Annotated in this window: 12 protein-coding genes; 11 read left to right on the forward strand and 1 reads right to left on the reverse strand. The window is 59.3% G+C overall.

All coding sequences use genetic code 11. From position 1 onward, the window contains the following. Positions 1 to 17: 17 nt before the first annotated feature. A complete protein-coding gene (locus K3756_RS13060) occupies positions 18 to 1,751 on the reverse strand; it encodes an ABC transporter substrate-binding protein (RefSeq protein ID WP_259988051.1) in 1,734 nt (577 codons plus the stop codon). 526 nt (positions 1,752 to 2,277) lie between these two features. Between K3756_RS13060 and K3756_RS13065 the strand changes: the two genes are divergently transcribed. The 11 genes from K3756_RS13065 (at position 2,278) to K3756_RS13115 (ending at position 14,398) form a co-directional block, all read left to right on the forward strand. Further along, the gene (locus tag K3756_RS13065) at positions 2,278 to 3,120 is read left to right on the forward strand and encodes a nitroreductase family protein (RefSeq protein WP_259988053.1); all 843 of its coding nucleotides are present in this window, start codon (positions 2,278 to 2,280) and stop codon (positions 3,118 to 3,120) included. Positions 3,121 to 3,343: 223 nt separating this feature from the next. Further along, complete coding sequence (locus K3756_RS13070; RefSeq protein ID WP_259988055.1) at positions 3,344 to 4,753, forward strand: cytochrome ubiquinol oxidase subunit I; 1,410 nt, start codon at positions 3,344 to 3,346, stop codon at positions 4,751 to 4,753. 5 nt (positions 4,754 to 4,758) lie between these two features. Next, on the forward strand, positions 4,759 to 5,769 hold the full coding sequence (locus K3756_RS13075) for a cytochrome d ubiquinol oxidase subunit II (RefSeq protein ID WP_259988057.1): 1,011 nt from the start codon (positions 4,759 to 4,761) through the stop codon (positions 5,767 to 5,769). A 137-nt stretch (positions 5,770 to 5,906) separates the two neighbouring features. Further along, positions 5,907 to 6,944, forward strand: coding sequence for a hypothetical protein (locus tag K3756_RS13080; RefSeq protein ID WP_259988059.1), 1,038 nt, complete (start codon positions 5,907 to 5,909; stop codon positions 6,942 to 6,944). 98 nt (positions 6,945 to 7,042) lie between these two features. Then, complete coding sequence (locus K3756_RS13085; RefSeq protein WP_259988061.1) at positions 7,043 to 8,629, forward strand: DEAD/DEAH box helicase; 1,587 nt, start codon at positions 7,043 to 7,045, stop codon at positions 8,627 to 8,629. Positions 8,630 to 8,764: 135 nt separating this feature from the next. After that, a complete protein-coding gene (locus K3756_RS13090; protein ID WP_259988063.1) occupies positions 8,765 to 9,238 on the forward strand; it encodes an NUDIX hydrolase in 474 nt (157 codons plus the stop codon). A 62-nt stretch (positions 9,239 to 9,300) separates the two neighbouring features. Next, entirely contained in the window at positions 9,301 to 10,791 is a 1,491-nt protein-coding gene (locus K3756_RS13095; RefSeq protein WP_259988066.1) for an inorganic phosphate transporter, read from the forward strand. A gap of 418 nt (positions 10,792 to 11,209) precedes the next feature. Beyond that, complete coding sequence (locus K3756_RS13100) at positions 11,210 to 11,995, forward strand: hypothetical protein (RefSeq protein WP_259988068.1); 786 nt, start codon at positions 11,210 to 11,212, stop codon at positions 11,993 to 11,995. Continuing rightward, a complete protein-coding gene (locus K3756_RS13105) occupies positions 11,992 to 12,465 on the forward strand; it encodes a MobC family plasmid mobilization relaxosome protein (RefSeq protein ID WP_259988070.1) in 474 nt (157 codons plus the stop codon). The genes K3756_RS13100 and K3756_RS13105 overlap by 4 nt, the downstream gene beginning before the upstream one ends. Further along, positions 12,459 to 13,982 (forward strand): relaxase/mobilization nuclease domain-containing protein, encoded by a 1,524-nt coding sequence (locus K3756_RS13110; protein ID WP_259988072.1) that lies wholly within the window; start codon positions 12,459 to 12,461, stop codon positions 13,980 to 13,982. Before K3756_RS13105 ends, K3756_RS13110 begins: the two co-directional genes overlap by 7 nt. Positions 13,983 to 14,203: 221 nt before the next feature. Continuing rightward, the gene (locus K3756_RS13115; RefSeq protein WP_259988073.1) at positions 14,204 to 14,398 is read left to right on the forward strand and encodes a type II toxin-antitoxin system Phd/YefM family antitoxin; all 195 of its coding nucleotides are present in this window, start codon (positions 14,204 to 14,206) and stop codon (positions 14,396 to 14,398) included. Positions 14,399 to 14,451 lie beyond the last annotated feature (53 nt).

The following is a 14,451-nucleotide window of genomic DNA, read 5'->3' on the forward strand; positions in this document are numbered from 1 at the left end:
GGGCCAGCCGTTGGGAGTTATTGCTGCCAGCGTGCGACGAGTTCGTCGTAGTTGACGGTTTCACCCTGCGGTTTTTCGTTGTCCAGCTTGGGCTTGGCGCCGCCATTGGCGAACCAGTACTCGGCATCACGCTCTTCGTTCAGGCGTGGACCACAACCGCCATAAATGTTCTGCGCCTCATCGGCGGATTGCATCCGGGCCATGGTGATGTCCATCTCCTCGGCCAGACGGTCCATCGCTTCCTGCGGAGTGAAGGCACCGGAGTTCACGTCACCGATTTGCTGCCACCAGATCTGCGCAAGCTTTGGATAGTCGGGCACGTTGATGCCTGTTGGCGACCATGCCACGCGATCTGGCGAGCGGTAGAATTCGACCAGACCACCCAATTTGGGCGCGCGCTCGGTGAAGCTTTCGTGGTTGACCGAACTGTCGCGGATGAAGGTCAGACCCACGTGGGATTTCTTCACATCAACAGTTTTGGATGTCACGAACTGGGCGTAGAGCCAGGCCGCTTGTGCACGGTCGGAGGGTGTGGACTTGAGGAATGTCCAGGAGCCCACGTCCTGATAGCCGACCTTCTGGCCTTCTTCCCAGTAGGGGCCATGCGGGCTGGGTGCCATACGCCACAGTGGGTTGCCTGCATCGTCGACAGTGTTGTTGCCTTCGGACTTGGGCTTGACCATGTCGGCGGTAAAGGCGGTGTACCAGAAGATCTGCTGGGCCACGTTGCCTTGCGCCAGTGCGGGCAGCGATTGGTAGAAGTCATAGGACGCCGCACCGGGAGGTGCGTATTTGCGCAGCCATTCGTCCCATTTGCGGATCGCATAGACCGCCGCAGGACCGTTCGCCGCACCACCGCGGGATACGGATGCGCCTGCGGGGTTGCACGAACCCTCTTCCATGCGGATGCCCCATTCGTCGATCGGCACGCCGTTTGGCTCGCCCTTGGAGCCTGTGCCCGCCATCGACAGCCACGCGTCCGTCATCCGCCAGCCCAGATCGGGCGCACGCTTGCCGTAATCCATGTGGCCGTAGATCGCGACACCGTCGACTTCTTTTACGTCGTTGGAAAAGAAATCAGCGATGTCTTCATAGGCCGACCAGTTGACCGGAACGCCCAGATCGTAGCCGTATTTTTCCTTGAACGCGGCTTTGTTGGCCTCGTCATCGAACCAGTCCTTGCGGAACCAGTAGAGGTTCGCGAACTGCTGGTCGGGCAATTGGTAGAGGTTGCCGTCGGGACCGGTGGTGAACTGGATGCCCATGAAGTCATCGAGGTCCAGCGTTGGCGATGTGGTGGCAGACCAGTCGCCCGCCATCTGTTCGGTCAGGTTATAGGCCAGTTGCAGGCGCGAGTGTGTGCCGATCAGATCGGAATCGTTGACGTAGCCGTCATAGAGGTTCCGCTGTGTCTGCATTTGCGTTTGCACGGCCTGAACCACTTCGCCCTCGCCGAGGATCTGGTGGTTGACCTTGATACCGGTGATTTCCTCGAAGGCTTTCGTCAGCACTTCGGATTCATATCCGTGCGTCGGGATGCCCTCGGACAGAACGTTGATTTCCATGCCGGCATAGGGCTCGGCCGCTTGAATGAACCACTCCATCTCGGACATCTGCTCGTCTTTGCTGAGCGTTGATGGCTGGAATTCCTGGTCAATCCATTTTTGAGCTGCCGCCGCGTCGGCAAAAGCAGTTCCGTGCCCCGCGATGACAGCCATAGCTGCAGTCGCGGAGAGTAGATACTTACGCATCCTCTTCTCCTCCCAGAAGTTTTAATTGAGCCGGATTTCGCCGACTGCCACTACGATAGTCGCAATATTTCGCGCCTGTCAAACTAATAGTTTAGTAGTTTTTTAGCATTACATATCAGATGCCTACCACGTAATCCTGACATTCTTGGCCAGTTTCCGATCACGAAATCGTTGGGTCAGCCCCGCCGCCGATCATCCGTTCCCCGACGGCATCTTGCGCGCGTCGCGCGGCCAGATTCTGCATCAAGGATGACAGCCCCGCGCGGATAATTTGGCGCTATTGTCCGCCCTGCCCAATGCATGTCAACAGCGATGCCATCGGACGCATACGCATACGGGAAACGGGCCCAGCAGTGTCAGACGGAATAGGTGCCCGCGACGCGCTGAAATACAGTTGCCCATTTGCGTATTCCCGGACCCGGCGGTGTGAAACCTCTTTCTCGGAAACCAAAAAACGTGGAAGGTTCACCGGGGCCTGACGATCGCCCACCAATGCCATGCGCCCAACACGTGAGGTGGCCGCACAATGACCGACCCGAAAACCGATCCACTTCAGCACTTGTTGAACGCGCGATTTGCGGATGCTCCCGATGTCGAGGCGCCCCAAAAATCTGCGGACCGTCTGGCGCGGCTTGCGGCGCACGGGTCGTGCCGCTCCTTCACCACCGACCCGATCCCGGATGCGGTGTTGCAGACCCTCTGCGCAGTCGCGCTCTGCGCTCCCAGCAAGAGCGACTTGCAACAACGCGACATCATCCTTCTCAAGTCGGGCCAGCAGCGCACGGCCCTTGCGGAGCTGGTGCCCAAGCAACCCTGGATTGCCCAAGCGCCTATGATCGCGGTCTTTTGCGGAAACAATCGACGACAGCGTCTGATGCACGATTGGAAGAACATTCCGTTCGCCAATGATCACTTCGATGCGCCCTTCAACGCTGCAGCAGATGCGGCAATCGCGCTTGGTGCGTTCGTCACTGCCGCCGAAGCGGTGGGACTGGGCTGCTGCCCGATAAGTGGTGTGCGTAACCGCCCCCGTGCGCTGTCAGAGCTGCTGGCGCTGCCGCCGTATGTCTTTCCCTTCGCGGGGCTCGCTGTGGGCGTGCCCGAAGCGGCCCCTGCAATTTCGCAGCGGTTGCCTTTGGATGTCACCTGCCACACCGACAGGTACGACGAAACCGGTCTGCGCACCCAGATCGCGCAGTACGACGCAATGCGGCGCGAAAGCCAACCCTACCCACAGCAACGCCGAAGGGCGCAATTCGCAGAAAGCGCGGCCTACGGCTGGTCAGACGACAAGGTCCGCCAGTACAGCGTGCCGGAGCGCGAAACCTTTGGCGCTTACATGCGCGCGCAAGGGTTCAAATTCGATTGAATTTTTCGAAAATATCCATGCTTCGCAGGGCTCAACTTGAGTGAGGGCAAGACAATCGGCACGCGGGCCGATAAGGCGGCCAGAATAGGACGATCAATGCATTGTTTTAAAACGATAAATCCACCATCTCAAAACTCCTGCGCGAACTTGCCGCATCCCCATAACAATCGCTGACGACAGCCCCATATCTATTCCAACAAGACACGTTTCAGAGGACTAGATAATGTTGGACACATTGCTGCTGTCGCGCATTCAGTTTGCGGCGAATATCTCTTTCCACATTCTGTTCCCGACAATCACGATCGCGCTGGGCTGGGTGCTGTTGTACTTCCGCCTGCGCTATAACCGGTCGGGCGATGAACGCTGGATGGAGGCTTACGGCTTTTGGGTAAAGGTCTTTGCGTTGTCTTTCGCGATGGGTGTCGTGTCCGGCATCACGATGTCGTTCCAGTTCGGCACCAACTGGCCCGGCTTTATGGAAATCGTCGGTAACATCGCGGGTCCGCTACTGGCCTACGAAATCATGACCGCATTCTTTCTCGAGGCTGTCTTTCTGGGGATCATGCTCTTCGGGTTCAGCCGTGTGCCACGTTGGATGCACACCGGCGCCACGTTTCTGGTAGCCTTCGGCACGACGATGTCGACCTTCTGGATCATTGTCCTGAACAGCTGGATGCACACGCCTCAGGGCTTCGAGATGATCGATGGCGTGGCCCATGCCACCGATTGGTGGGCGATCATCTTCAATCCGTCGATGCCATACCGCTTCTTCCATATGCTGTTGGCCAGCTTCCTCACCGTCAGTTTCCTGATCGCGGGTGTCAGCGCGTTCCGTTGGTTGATCGGCGGTCGGACAAAAGGCGTGCGCGTCGCTTTGCGCACCTCGCTCTTCATGGCGGCACTGCTTATTCCGGTACAGATCTTCGTGGGTGACCTGCACGGGCTGAACACGAAAGAATACCAGCCTGCCAAAGTGGCAGCGATGGAAGGTGTCTGGGAGACCCAGCGCGGTGCCCCGCTGCTGTTGTTTGCCCTGCCCGACGATGCGGCCCGTGAAAACAACATGGAGATCGGCATTCCCGGTCTGGCGTCCTTTATCCTGACCCACGAATGGGATGGCGAAGTCAAAGGTCTGAACGAATTTGTCGCCGAAGACGGAACTGTCCTGCACCCGCGTGTCGCACCTGTTTTCTGGTCCTTCCGCGTGATGGTCGGCACGGGCGTGCTTATGTTGATGGCCAGCTGGGCCGCGGTGGCGTTGATGCTGCGCAAGCGTGCGGATGGCGTCGGGCGGCGCGGTGTGGACGGGTTGCCCAAGGTGTTTCTGATCGGTCTGGTCGGCATGACCTTCAGCGGCTGGCTTGCCACGCTTGCGGGCTGGTACACCACAGAGATCGGGCGCCAGCCGTGGTTGGTGCAGGGTGTTATGACCACCAAGCAGGCGGTGGCGGACGTACCGCCGACCATGGTGCTGTCCTCGCTGATCGCCTACCTCGTGGTCTATGCGGTGCTCTTGGGGGCCTACATAGGGGTAATTTTCTATCTGGCGCGCCGCGCATCGAAGGGACAGTCGATTGAACCACGCGTCCCGCAATCCGAAGCGGCACAACCCCGTGCCGTACCGGCGGAGTAAACACTATGTACACCTTTGGTGATCCAACCCAGTGGCTGCCCTTTGTCTTTGCAGGCCTGATGGGGCTGTCGATCCTGATCTACGTGATCCTCGACGGCTTCGACCTTGGCGTCGGGGTCTTGTTCCCCTTCGCCAATGAAGAAGAGAAAGACGCCATGATTGCGTCGATCGGCCCCTTCTGGGATGCCAATGAGACGTGGCTCGTGCTCGCTGTGGGACTGCTCCTGGTGGCTTTTCCCACTGCGCATGGCGAAATCCTGACCGCGCTTTATGCCCCTGTGGCGATCATGCTGATCGGCCTGATCCTGCGCGGTGTTGCCTTCGAGTTCAGGGTCAAGGCGCCGGCCGCCTACAAACGGTTGTGGAACAACGCGTTCTTTACCGGATCCCTGATGACCTCGCTGAGCCAGGGTTTCATGCTGGGGCTCTATGTCATGGGTCTCGACTGGACCTTGGGCCACGTCGCCTTTGCCTTTCTCACGGCAATCTTCCTGACCGTCGGATACAGCTTTATCGGGGCGACATGGGTCATTCATAAAAACAGCGATGCCTTGCAGATCAAGGCGGTGCGTTGGGCCAAGGGCGGCATTTGGGGGCTTATTCTGGGGATCGGTGCAATTTCACTGGCCACGCCTTTTGTCAGCCCGCGCATTTTCGACAAATGGTTCAGCTTTCCCGAAATGATCTGGCTCGCGCCACTGCCCGTGCTGTCTGCTGCGGTGATCATCTGGCTCTGGACGATGCTCAAGCGGATGCCCTTTGCGAACGACCATTGGAACTGGCTGCCGTTCGTGGCGGCCACCTTGCTGTGGACCATGGCCTACGGCGGGATGGCGTATAGCTTCTATCCCTATGTCGTGCCCGAAAAGATCACGATTTACGAGGCCGCAAGCGCACCTGAATCGTTGTTCATTATCCTGATTGGATCGCTTTTCGTTCTGCCCACGATCGTCGGCTACACGTTGCTGTCCTATTGGGTTTTCCGCGGCAAGGCACGCGAGCTGCGCTACGACTGAGCGGCGCGTTTCAGGGTCTGCCCAGGCGCATGGTGTTTGGGCAGACCCACCATTCGCGACACCTAAAAACCGGATGTGCCCCTCGCCCCCGAGCACATCAACGCTAGGTTGCGGATGAGATAGCAAAGGGCCCCACCATGCAGCTTCTCCATCTCGTTGGCGCGACCAACAATGATTTCTACCACGATTTGTCGTGTACCTATCACCAGTCCACGCTGGTTCTGGACCGGATGCCCGCCCATGTGTTGCGCGTCGATCCGCGGGGAGCGCTGCATCTGCGGCGGGCAGGATCGGTCGAAGAGCGCGGGACTGATCTCAGCGAAGTGGCGCAGCTTTGCACTGATATCGATCTTATGGTGCCCTTCATGTTTTGCCCCGACGGGATGATGGTCTGGCGCGAAATGTTCGAGACGGTTTTCAAGGTGCCGGTTGTCGGCCCGCCCCTGTCGGCCACCGTTGCGTCCACCTCCAAATGGCAGACCAAGGCCATCGCCAAACTGGCCGGGGTCCGGTCACCGGACGCGGTTCGGCTGTCGCGCGGTGCGCCTGGTCCAGCTTGGACCGGTCCGTGCATCGTGAAACCCGACAGCGAAGACAATTCCATAGGTCTGTCGCTTGTTCAGGACCCTGCCGACCTGCCCCGCGCGCTCGCGGATGCGTGGGCCTGCGGCGACAGCGTTCTGGTGGAGCAGTATGTACCGGGCCGCGAAATCCGTGTGGGGGTGCTCGATATCAACGGAGAGGCGCGCGTGTTGCCGATCCTTGAGTACCATGTCTCCGAAGCCCATCCGATCCGCCGCCGCGAGGATAAGGTCGACATCAGCGAGGACGGCAGCGTGACGCGAAAAACGTGGGAAGCCCCCCCGCTGGAAACATCCTGCCCCGCCACACTTGGTACGGATCTGCTCGAGCAGGTAAGTGCCTGCGCGCTGGAGATGCACAGCGCTCTTGGCAGCCGCGACTATTCCCTGTTCGACATGCGGATCGATACCGCAAGCGGTGCGCCCTATCTGCTGGAGGCCTGCAGCTTCTGGACCTTTGCGCCCATCAGCATTCTGTCGCGTATGGTCGAGGCAGCGGGCCTTGATCTGAAGGACGTGACACGGCAGGTGTTCGAGCAGGCAGCTGCACGTGACACGCGCGACCGCCACGGGCCAATCGCTTCGCGCGCCTGATCTGGCGCATCAAGGCTGCACAAATAAATCTGGGTGTGCTGCACCCTTTTCGCGGCTTCATGCGTTGGACCCTGTGCCTGTCAGCAAGGATGTCCGCCATGCAAACCACCCACCTGAGCCAACGCGACCAGGAGTTGTTGTTCGGAAGCGAAACCGCCAAGCCGGGCGACGCGGTCGTGCACTTCAAACACGGGCTCGCGGAGTACCGCGGCGAGGAAAACTGCACCATCGGCGACGTGGAGCAGACACTTGTGTCCTTGCGGTACCGGAATGGCGGCAAGTTGCTCCTGCCTGCGGTCGAAAACGAGGATTTTTGGCTCTACGGTGCGAGCGCCGGCGCTGTGAACCTTGACCGTTTGAAATCCGGTGACTGGACAAAGCGGCGTGATCAGATGGTCGACGAGGTCAACAAAAGCGCCGATGCCGTCATCGCACAGGACAAGGAACGCCGCGCAACGAAGGCACGCAAGATAACGCCATCCGCAGATGCAATGAAAGCATTCGCCGAAAGCTTTGCCTTTGATGAAACCGAAGATCAGCTTGCCACGATTGATGCGGTCCTCGCCGACATGGCGCGCGAGGTGCCGATGAAACGGCTGCTGATCGGTGACGTGGGGTTCGGCAAGACCGAAGTCGCGATCCGGGCCGCAGCAGCCGCGGTGCTGAGCGGCCATCAGGTTGTGATGGTTGCGCCGACCACCGTGCTTGCCCGCCAGCATTTCGAGGAAATGCAAGACCGGTTCAAAGACATCGCGACAGATGTGATCGAGGTATCCCGCTCCACGACCGCGCAGGACATGCAGGACTTGAGTGGGAAAGTGAAGGCAGGGCACGCGCAGATTATCGTCGGCACCCATTCCGTTCTCACTGCGGATCTGGAGTTTGACAAATTGGCGCTGGTTGTCATCGACGAGGAACAGAAATTCGGTGAGCGCCAGAAGGCGGATCTGGAAACACTGGCCTCGGGCGCGCATGTGCTGACCATGACCGCGACACCGATCCCCCGTTCGCTTGCCGCGGCAGAGGTCGGTCTGCTTGATATTTCGGTCATCGCGACAGCACCCAAAGACCGGTTGCCCATTGAAACTGAGGTTACCGCGACCGATCTGGACATGATGTTGAAAGCAATTGACCGGGAACTGGCGCGAGACGGTCAATGCTATGTTGTGTGCCCGCGTGTGGCAGGGATCGACCGATTGGCAGGCAAACTGGACCGGATGGACATCCCGTTCGACTACGCCATTGCACACGGCCAGATGCCCGACGACGACATGGAAGCGTCGATGCTGCGCTTCATGCGAGGCGAGGTTCAGGTTCTGTTGTCGACCTCCATCGTGGAGAGCGGGCTTGATAACACCAATGCAAATACGATGATCGTCTTTGATGCAGAGCTTTTCGGTCTCGCCCAGCTTCACCAACTGCGCGGACGGATCGGGCGCAGCAAGCTGCCCGCTCATATGATCCTTTTCTCGGACATTGACCTTGGCGACGACAGCGAAGCCGCAACACGGCTGACCGCTTTCGCACAGATGTCCGAACTGGGTGCGGGTTTTCGCATTGCGCGCAAAGACCGCGATATTCGGGGTTTTGGCACATTGGACGGTCCGGAACAGTCCGGCCAGCATTCGCGCCTCGGCATCGGGCTTTATCGCCATGTGCTCAAGCAACATGTCGCGCGGTCCTGACCCGTCGCATACACCGCTTTTTGCGAACCGAAAAAATCCACCCCGACGCCCGTTCCGGGCATTCGGGCAGCGCAGATTTGTACCTTGGGAATTATCGATATAAGATAGAAAAAACAAAAGAATTAGAGGTTTGGAATGAGCATCGTATTGAGCAGGGTCTGGGAATCGGTCTTTTTCCCCCTGCTTCAGCGGCCCAAGCGCCTTCAGGTGGCCGCCCTGTGCCACAAGGGAGAGGGCCCGAACCGGCGCTTTCTTTTGGTCACAAGCCGCGAAACCAAACGCTGGATCATTCCCAAGGGCTGGCCGATACGCGGGCTGACCTCGAATGAAGCAGCACTTCAGGAAGCCTGGGAAGAGGCCGGCGTCAAACGCGGCCGTGCCGACGGCGCCCCCGTTGGCAAATACACCTATCAGAAGAGACAGGCATCGGGGTGGAGTTTCCCCGTAGAAACATTGGTTTATTCCGTCGCCGTGGCAGAGACGTCCGACAAATTTCCCGAAGCCCAAGAACGCACACGCACATGGGTCACCGCCCAACGTGCTGCCGACATGGTCAACGAACCGGAACTTCGCCAGATCTTTCTCGATCAGGCGGCGCAGGGCACGTGAAAAGTTAATTGAAAACTGCCGCCCTCACGCGTTAAAGGCTGTGAAACTTCGGGGGACGCAGTATGACAAACCAAAACAGCGACGCACGCCACCTTGAAACGCTTGACCGCGATCTGGACCGGTTTTCCAAGCTGGAGATGGCGACAAGCTATGTCGGCAGGCCCCTGGTGGGACCGGGCATCTCCCTCGTCTTTGTGGTGCTGGCCGGACTGACGGCCGTGCTGTTTTTCGGTCAGACAAACAACACGATAGTGGTGCTTATTGCTGCCTGTTTCGGGGCGTATATGGCGCTCAATATCGGCGCCAACGATGTGGCGAACAATATGGGGCCCGCTGTGGGTGCCAATGCCCTGAGCATGGGCGGAGCCATTGCGATCGCTGTCATCTTCGAAAGCGCGGGCGCGCTTATCGCCGGTGGGGACGTGGTATCGACCATCGCCAAGGGAATCATTGCACCCGAAAGCATGGGAACAGCGCAGATATTCATCTGGGCCATGATGTCCGCGCTTTTGTCGGCGGCCTTGTGGGTCAACCTAGCCACGTGGGTGGGCGCACCGGTTTCGACGACCCACTCCGTTGTGGGCGGCGTCATGGGAGCCGGGATTGCCGCCGTTGGCTTCGCTGCCGTGAACTGGCCCACAATGAGCAAGATCGCCGCGAGCTGGGTGATCTCACCGGTTCTTGGTGGCGCAATCGCCGCCCTTTTCCTTGCGCTGATCAAATCCCGCATTATCTACCGCGAGGACAAGATCGCCGCAGCCCGTACGTGGGTGCCGATCCTCGTGGGGATCATGGCAGGAGCGTTCGCGGCCTATCTGGCGCTCAAGGGGCTCAAGAAGATTATCAAGATCGATATGCCCATGGCCCTGATGATCGGTGCGGCCATCGGCGTGCTCGCATGGGCCGTCATGATCCCAGTCATTCGCAAACAATCCCAAGGTCTGGAAAACAGAAACAAGTCGCTCAAGGTGCTCTTTGGCATTCCGCTGGTCGTCTCGGCCGCGTTGCTGAGTTTCGCCCACGGTGCGAACGATGTGGCAAATGCGGTCGGCCCGCTCGCGGCCATCGTACAGGCCTCGCAGTCTGGCAATTTCACCGAAGCGGTGAGCATCCCGCTCTGGGTCATGGTCATTGGTGCCTTCGGTATTTCCTTTGGCCTGTTTCTGTTTGGCCCCAAGCTGATCCGGATGGTCGGAAGCCAGATCACCAAGCTGAACCCCATGCGCGCCTACTGCGTTGCCTTGTCGGCCGCGATTACGGTCATCGTGGCCAGCTGGCTGGGCTTGCCTGTCAGCTCGACGCACATCGCGGTCGGTGGTGTCTTTGGAGTGGGGTTCTTCCGCGAGTGGGACGCAGAACGCCGCATCCGCAAAGCGCGGCTTACCATGCCTGACCGCCCCGCCTATGCGCCGGAGGAACGCCGCCGCCGCAAACTGGTGCGTCGGTCCCATTTCATGACGATCATCGCAGCCTGGGTCATTACCGTCCCCGCAGCGGCTTTGCTGTCGGCCACAATCTTCTTCCTGATCAACGCGGCGCTCGGTTCCACCTGATCGCCGCACACTAAATGGCAATAGGAACAGGGTCGCGCCAATATCACGACAGGCGCGGCCCAACGAACAATCAGTGCCCCAGTATCGATGTGTTCGTTTGGGATATCAGTATCTTGGCGAAATTGTAAAGCCGCCGCCGGAGGCCACTCGTGGCTGAACAACTCGGCCAATCGGGTTTTTTTAGCAGTAATGGTGCCCGGGGGCGGAATCGAACCACTGACACGAGGATTTTCAATCCGCCACTTATCCAGCGCAATCAAACGGTTACTACCGCAAGGGGTGTCAAACCCACTACGGGAAATCAAATACTTAGCAGCCATTTGTCAAACCTCCTCGACGAGGCGTTCCAATGAGCTGGCGGGTTGCGAACACATGCGCAGAACGGAAATTCGGTAGCGCGACGCGCAAGCAGATAATTATGTTCCTCGCCGACAAGGCGAGCGATGATGGGTCCGGCATTTGGTGTTCCAAAGGAACAATCCAACGGCACACAGAGCTGGGAGAGACCACCGTCAAACGAACGGTTCGCGAGTTCCTGAAAGAAGGCATTCTGGTCGAGACCGGCGCACGCACCTGCAAGAACGGATTCACCGTCGTTTACCGGATCGATCTGGCCAAGGTTGAGGCGCTGGACCCCACTCTTGAGCCCGAGATTGAGACGGGGTCCACTGTGGCCCCCGTCCAGTATGGTCCCGGTACGGGGGCCACTGTGGCCCGGGTACCGGGGCCACCACGGCCCCCAAACCATCCTAAAACCATCCATAAACCACCTACGCGCAGGCGCGAGGCGGCGGTGGATGAAGATGCTGAAAAGGTTTTAGCAGCATATCCACCGGACCGATTACGCGGCAAGGCGGCGTGTCTTGCCCAGATCGAAGAGGCCATGAAGGAAGGGATCGAACCCGAGGACTTGCGGCAAGCCGTCCAAGCCTATGCCACCGACAGCGCAGGTTTCACTCGCTCCAAGGTCTGTTTTTCCGACAACTGGTTCAAGTCAGGGCGCTGGCGGGCCTATGTCGAGGACATCGCCAAAGGCCGTGAGGAGGCCGAGGTGAAGCAGGCCGAAATGCTGGAAGGGGTGGCTGGCTGGGTCACAGACCGCCACCCCTTATGCCGTCACATCACAGCCAAGCAGATCGACGGATTGCTTGCCTCAAAGCTGGTCACAAAGGCGCAAATCCAGGCGGCAGGCCTCAGATCATGACCGCAACCGATCCGACCGAAGCGCAAACAGCAAGGCGACCCATGTCATACGCTGGCGCTGCTGACACGGGACCTTGCGAGGGGCGGCAAGCCTCCCCTTCGAACCCCACCGGCGCAGGCAAAGCCCGCACCAAAGAGCCGCTGACCGAGACCTTCGTCTTTCGGTGCAGCGCCGCAGAGAAGGCCCAATTGCGCGCCAAGGCCGAGGCCGCTGGTCTACCCGCCGCGACCCTGCTGCGCGAGGCGCTTGGCCTGACCGAAGCCCGCCGTCGCAAGCCCATCCCCCGCGTCGATCCCGCGCTTGTGCTGGCCGTCGGGCGTATCGGCGGCAACCTGAACCAGATCGCCCGCTGGCTGAACCGCGCGATGCTGGCAGGCCGCGTTGACCTCGACGCGCTAACCGTGGCCCGTCGCCTGCTGACCATCGAACGCCAGCTTGCCCAGATCGTCGAGGCATCCCGCCGATGCTGATCAAGTTCTTCCGCAACGGCAAAGGCGCAGGCGCTGGTCCTGTCGGTTACCTCGTCGCGGACAAGGTGCTGGCCTACGACGACAACTGCGACCTGATCCACGATGCCGACGGCCAGCCGATGACGGTCACGCGCGAGCCACTGCCCGAGGTCCTGCGCGGCAACCCTGACCGCACCGAAGCCCTGATCGACGCCACCCGCCACCAGTGGACTTACCGCGCGGGTGTCATCAGCTTTGCCGCCGAGGATGCCCCGACCGAAGAGCAGCAAGACGAGGTCATGGACCATTTCGAACGTCTGGCCTTCGCGGGGCTGGACCCTGAGCAATATGACGTGCTTTGGGTCCGACATACCCACGAAGACCGTGTCGAGCTTCACTTCTGCACGCCGCGCTTGGAACTGACCTCAGGCCGAAGCCTGAACATCGCGCCGCCCGGATATGAGAAAGCCTTCGACAGCCTGCGTGATGTGATGAACCAGCGCCACGGCTGGGCCGATCCGATGGAGTTGGAGCGCACTCAAGAGGTCCGCGACACCATCGAGACTCCGACCCGCGCCCAAGGCCGCGACGAGCTGCATGCCTGGCTGCAAGACCAGATCAGCGTCGGCTTTGTCACTGACCGCGCCAGCATGATTGACGCGCTGACCGACGCAGGCTTCGACCTGCCGCGCATCGGCAAGGCCTACATCACCGCCCAAGACCCCGACACCGGCGAGCGCTGGCGTTTGAAAGGAGAGATCTTCCATGAAGACTGGCAAGCCGACCCGGTTGAGCGAGAAACTGAACGCGGAGCTGGATACGATCCGGCAGGACTACGCCGCCTCGATGGCATCCCAGCTAGAGAGCTTCAGGACCGATTTGAGCAAAATTGCGACCATCGCGCATCGTACAACCGAGAGCGATACCCGCAGCTTTCTGCGACAGAACAAGAGCTGGCTGACGATCTCGCCCTGGCTGATCACGGGAACGTTCTTAGTGGGGATCGTCTTGATGATGGGCGCGAGCTTGCTTTGGACGCTGATGCTGGCGAGCTCGGAACTGACGGACTTGGGTCTGACGCGGATCGACAGGGAGGACGGGACATGGGTGGTACTGGACTCGACCAAGACGCGCCTGAGGACCTGCACACTGGGCGGCAGATCAGTGACCTGCATCAAGATCGAGGAGAATTAGATGACGACACCCCTGACAGCCTTGGAACGCGACTTGCTCGCCTGCGTAGAGCGGTTGGTGACGGCCTGCGAGGTCTCAGCAAAGGAATTGAGCGGGTTAGAGGAACGCTCGACGACGAGGATGCAGAGTCAGCTGGATGGATTGGCCGCCTGCGTGTCGGTGTTCATTCAATCGCAAACGGCGTCCGTGGCTGCGTTGCACGGCTTGTTGAACGAGGGCTCGAACTACGCGAGGCTGCGCACGCAACTCGAGAACAGCTTGAAATTAGTGAAGGCCGCCGAAGAGAGGTTGAGACAGAGCTAGGGGAGCGGGAGGTCGAGATGGATCGGGGGCTGACGCATTGATACCTAAAGTAATATTTTCCTTTATATCAATAGCCTCCGAAGAGTTGGCTGTAAGCCCTAACAGCCCTTGAGCTGGCAAAAAAGCACCTGAACGCGTAGGTTGGGCTGCCTCAGATTTAAAATAGTCGTGTTTTGCCTCGTCGGATCATGGGAGCTTAGACTATTTGATCGTTGACCCTCGTTTACACTTGTGACCATTTTGACCACAAATTGAAGGCACTATGAAATCTGTATCCGCACGTGAAGCAAAGTACCATTTTGGCCAGTTGATCGACGAATCACGAGCAGAGCCAGTGGTCGTTGCGAAACATGGTCGGCCCGTAGTTGTTGTCCTTGCTGTGGAAGAATACCAGCGCTTAAGCGGGCAGGATGTGAGCCCAAATTCCATTGGTTCTGTACTGAGCAAAGAGCAATGAGGCACAGTAACTTGAGGGATTTATGGAGATGGATAGCTATCTTCAGATTGGCA

It is taken from the genome of Sulfitobacter sp. S190 (assembly GCF_025141935.1).
Classification (GTDB): Bacteria; Pseudomonadota; Alphaproteobacteria; order Rhodobacterales; family Rhodobacteraceae; genus Sulfitobacter.

Excerpts from the sequence above, each read along its gene's own strand:
- K3756_RS13105 (WP_259988070.1), top strand. The coding sequence starts at position 11,992 with ATGACCGCAACCGATCCGACCGAAGCGCAAACAGCAAGGCGACCCATG.
- K3756_RS13065 (WP_259988053.1), top strand. The coding sequence starts at position 2,278 with ATGACCGACCCGAAAACCGATCCACTTCAGCACTTGTTGAACGCGCGA.
- K3756_RS13110 (WP_259988072.1), top strand. The coding sequence starts at position 12,459 with ATGCTGATCAAGTTCTTCCGCAACGGCAAAGGCGCAGGCGCTGGTCCT.
- K3756_RS13070 (WP_259988055.1), top strand. The coding sequence starts at position 3,344 with ATGTTGGACACATTGCTGCTGTCGCGCATTCAGTTTGCGGCGAATATC.
- K3756_RS13115 (WP_259988073.1), top strand. The coding sequence starts at position 14,204 with ATGAAATCTGTATCCGCACGTGAAGCAAAGTACCATTTTGGCCAGTTG.
- K3756_RS13100 (WP_259988068.1), top strand. The coding sequence starts at position 11,210 with ATGTTCCTCGCCGACAAGGCGAGCGATGATGGGTCCGGCATTTGGTGT.
- K3756_RS13085 (WP_259988061.1), top strand. The coding sequence starts at position 7,043 with ATGCAAACCACCCACCTGAGCCAACGCGACCAGGAGTTGTTGTTCGGA.
- K3756_RS13090 (WP_259988063.1), top strand. The coding sequence starts at position 8,765 with ATGAGCATCGTATTGAGCAGGGTCTGGGAATCGGTCTTTTTCCCCCTG.
- K3756_RS13095 (WP_259988066.1), top strand. The coding sequence starts at position 9,301 with ATGACAAACCAAAACAGCGACGCACGCCACCTTGAAACGCTTGACCGC.
- K3756_RS13080 (WP_259988059.1), top strand. The coding sequence starts at position 5,907 with ATGCAGCTTCTCCATCTCGTTGGCGCGACCAACAATGATTTCTACCAC.
- K3756_RS13060 (WP_259988051.1), bottom strand. The coding sequence starts at position 1,751 with ATGCGTAAGTATCTACTCTCCGCGACTGCAGCTATGGCTGTCATCGCG.
- K3756_RS13075 (WP_259988057.1), top strand. The coding sequence starts at position 4,759 with ATGTACACCTTTGGTGATCCAACCCAGTGGCTGCCCTTTGTCTTTGCA.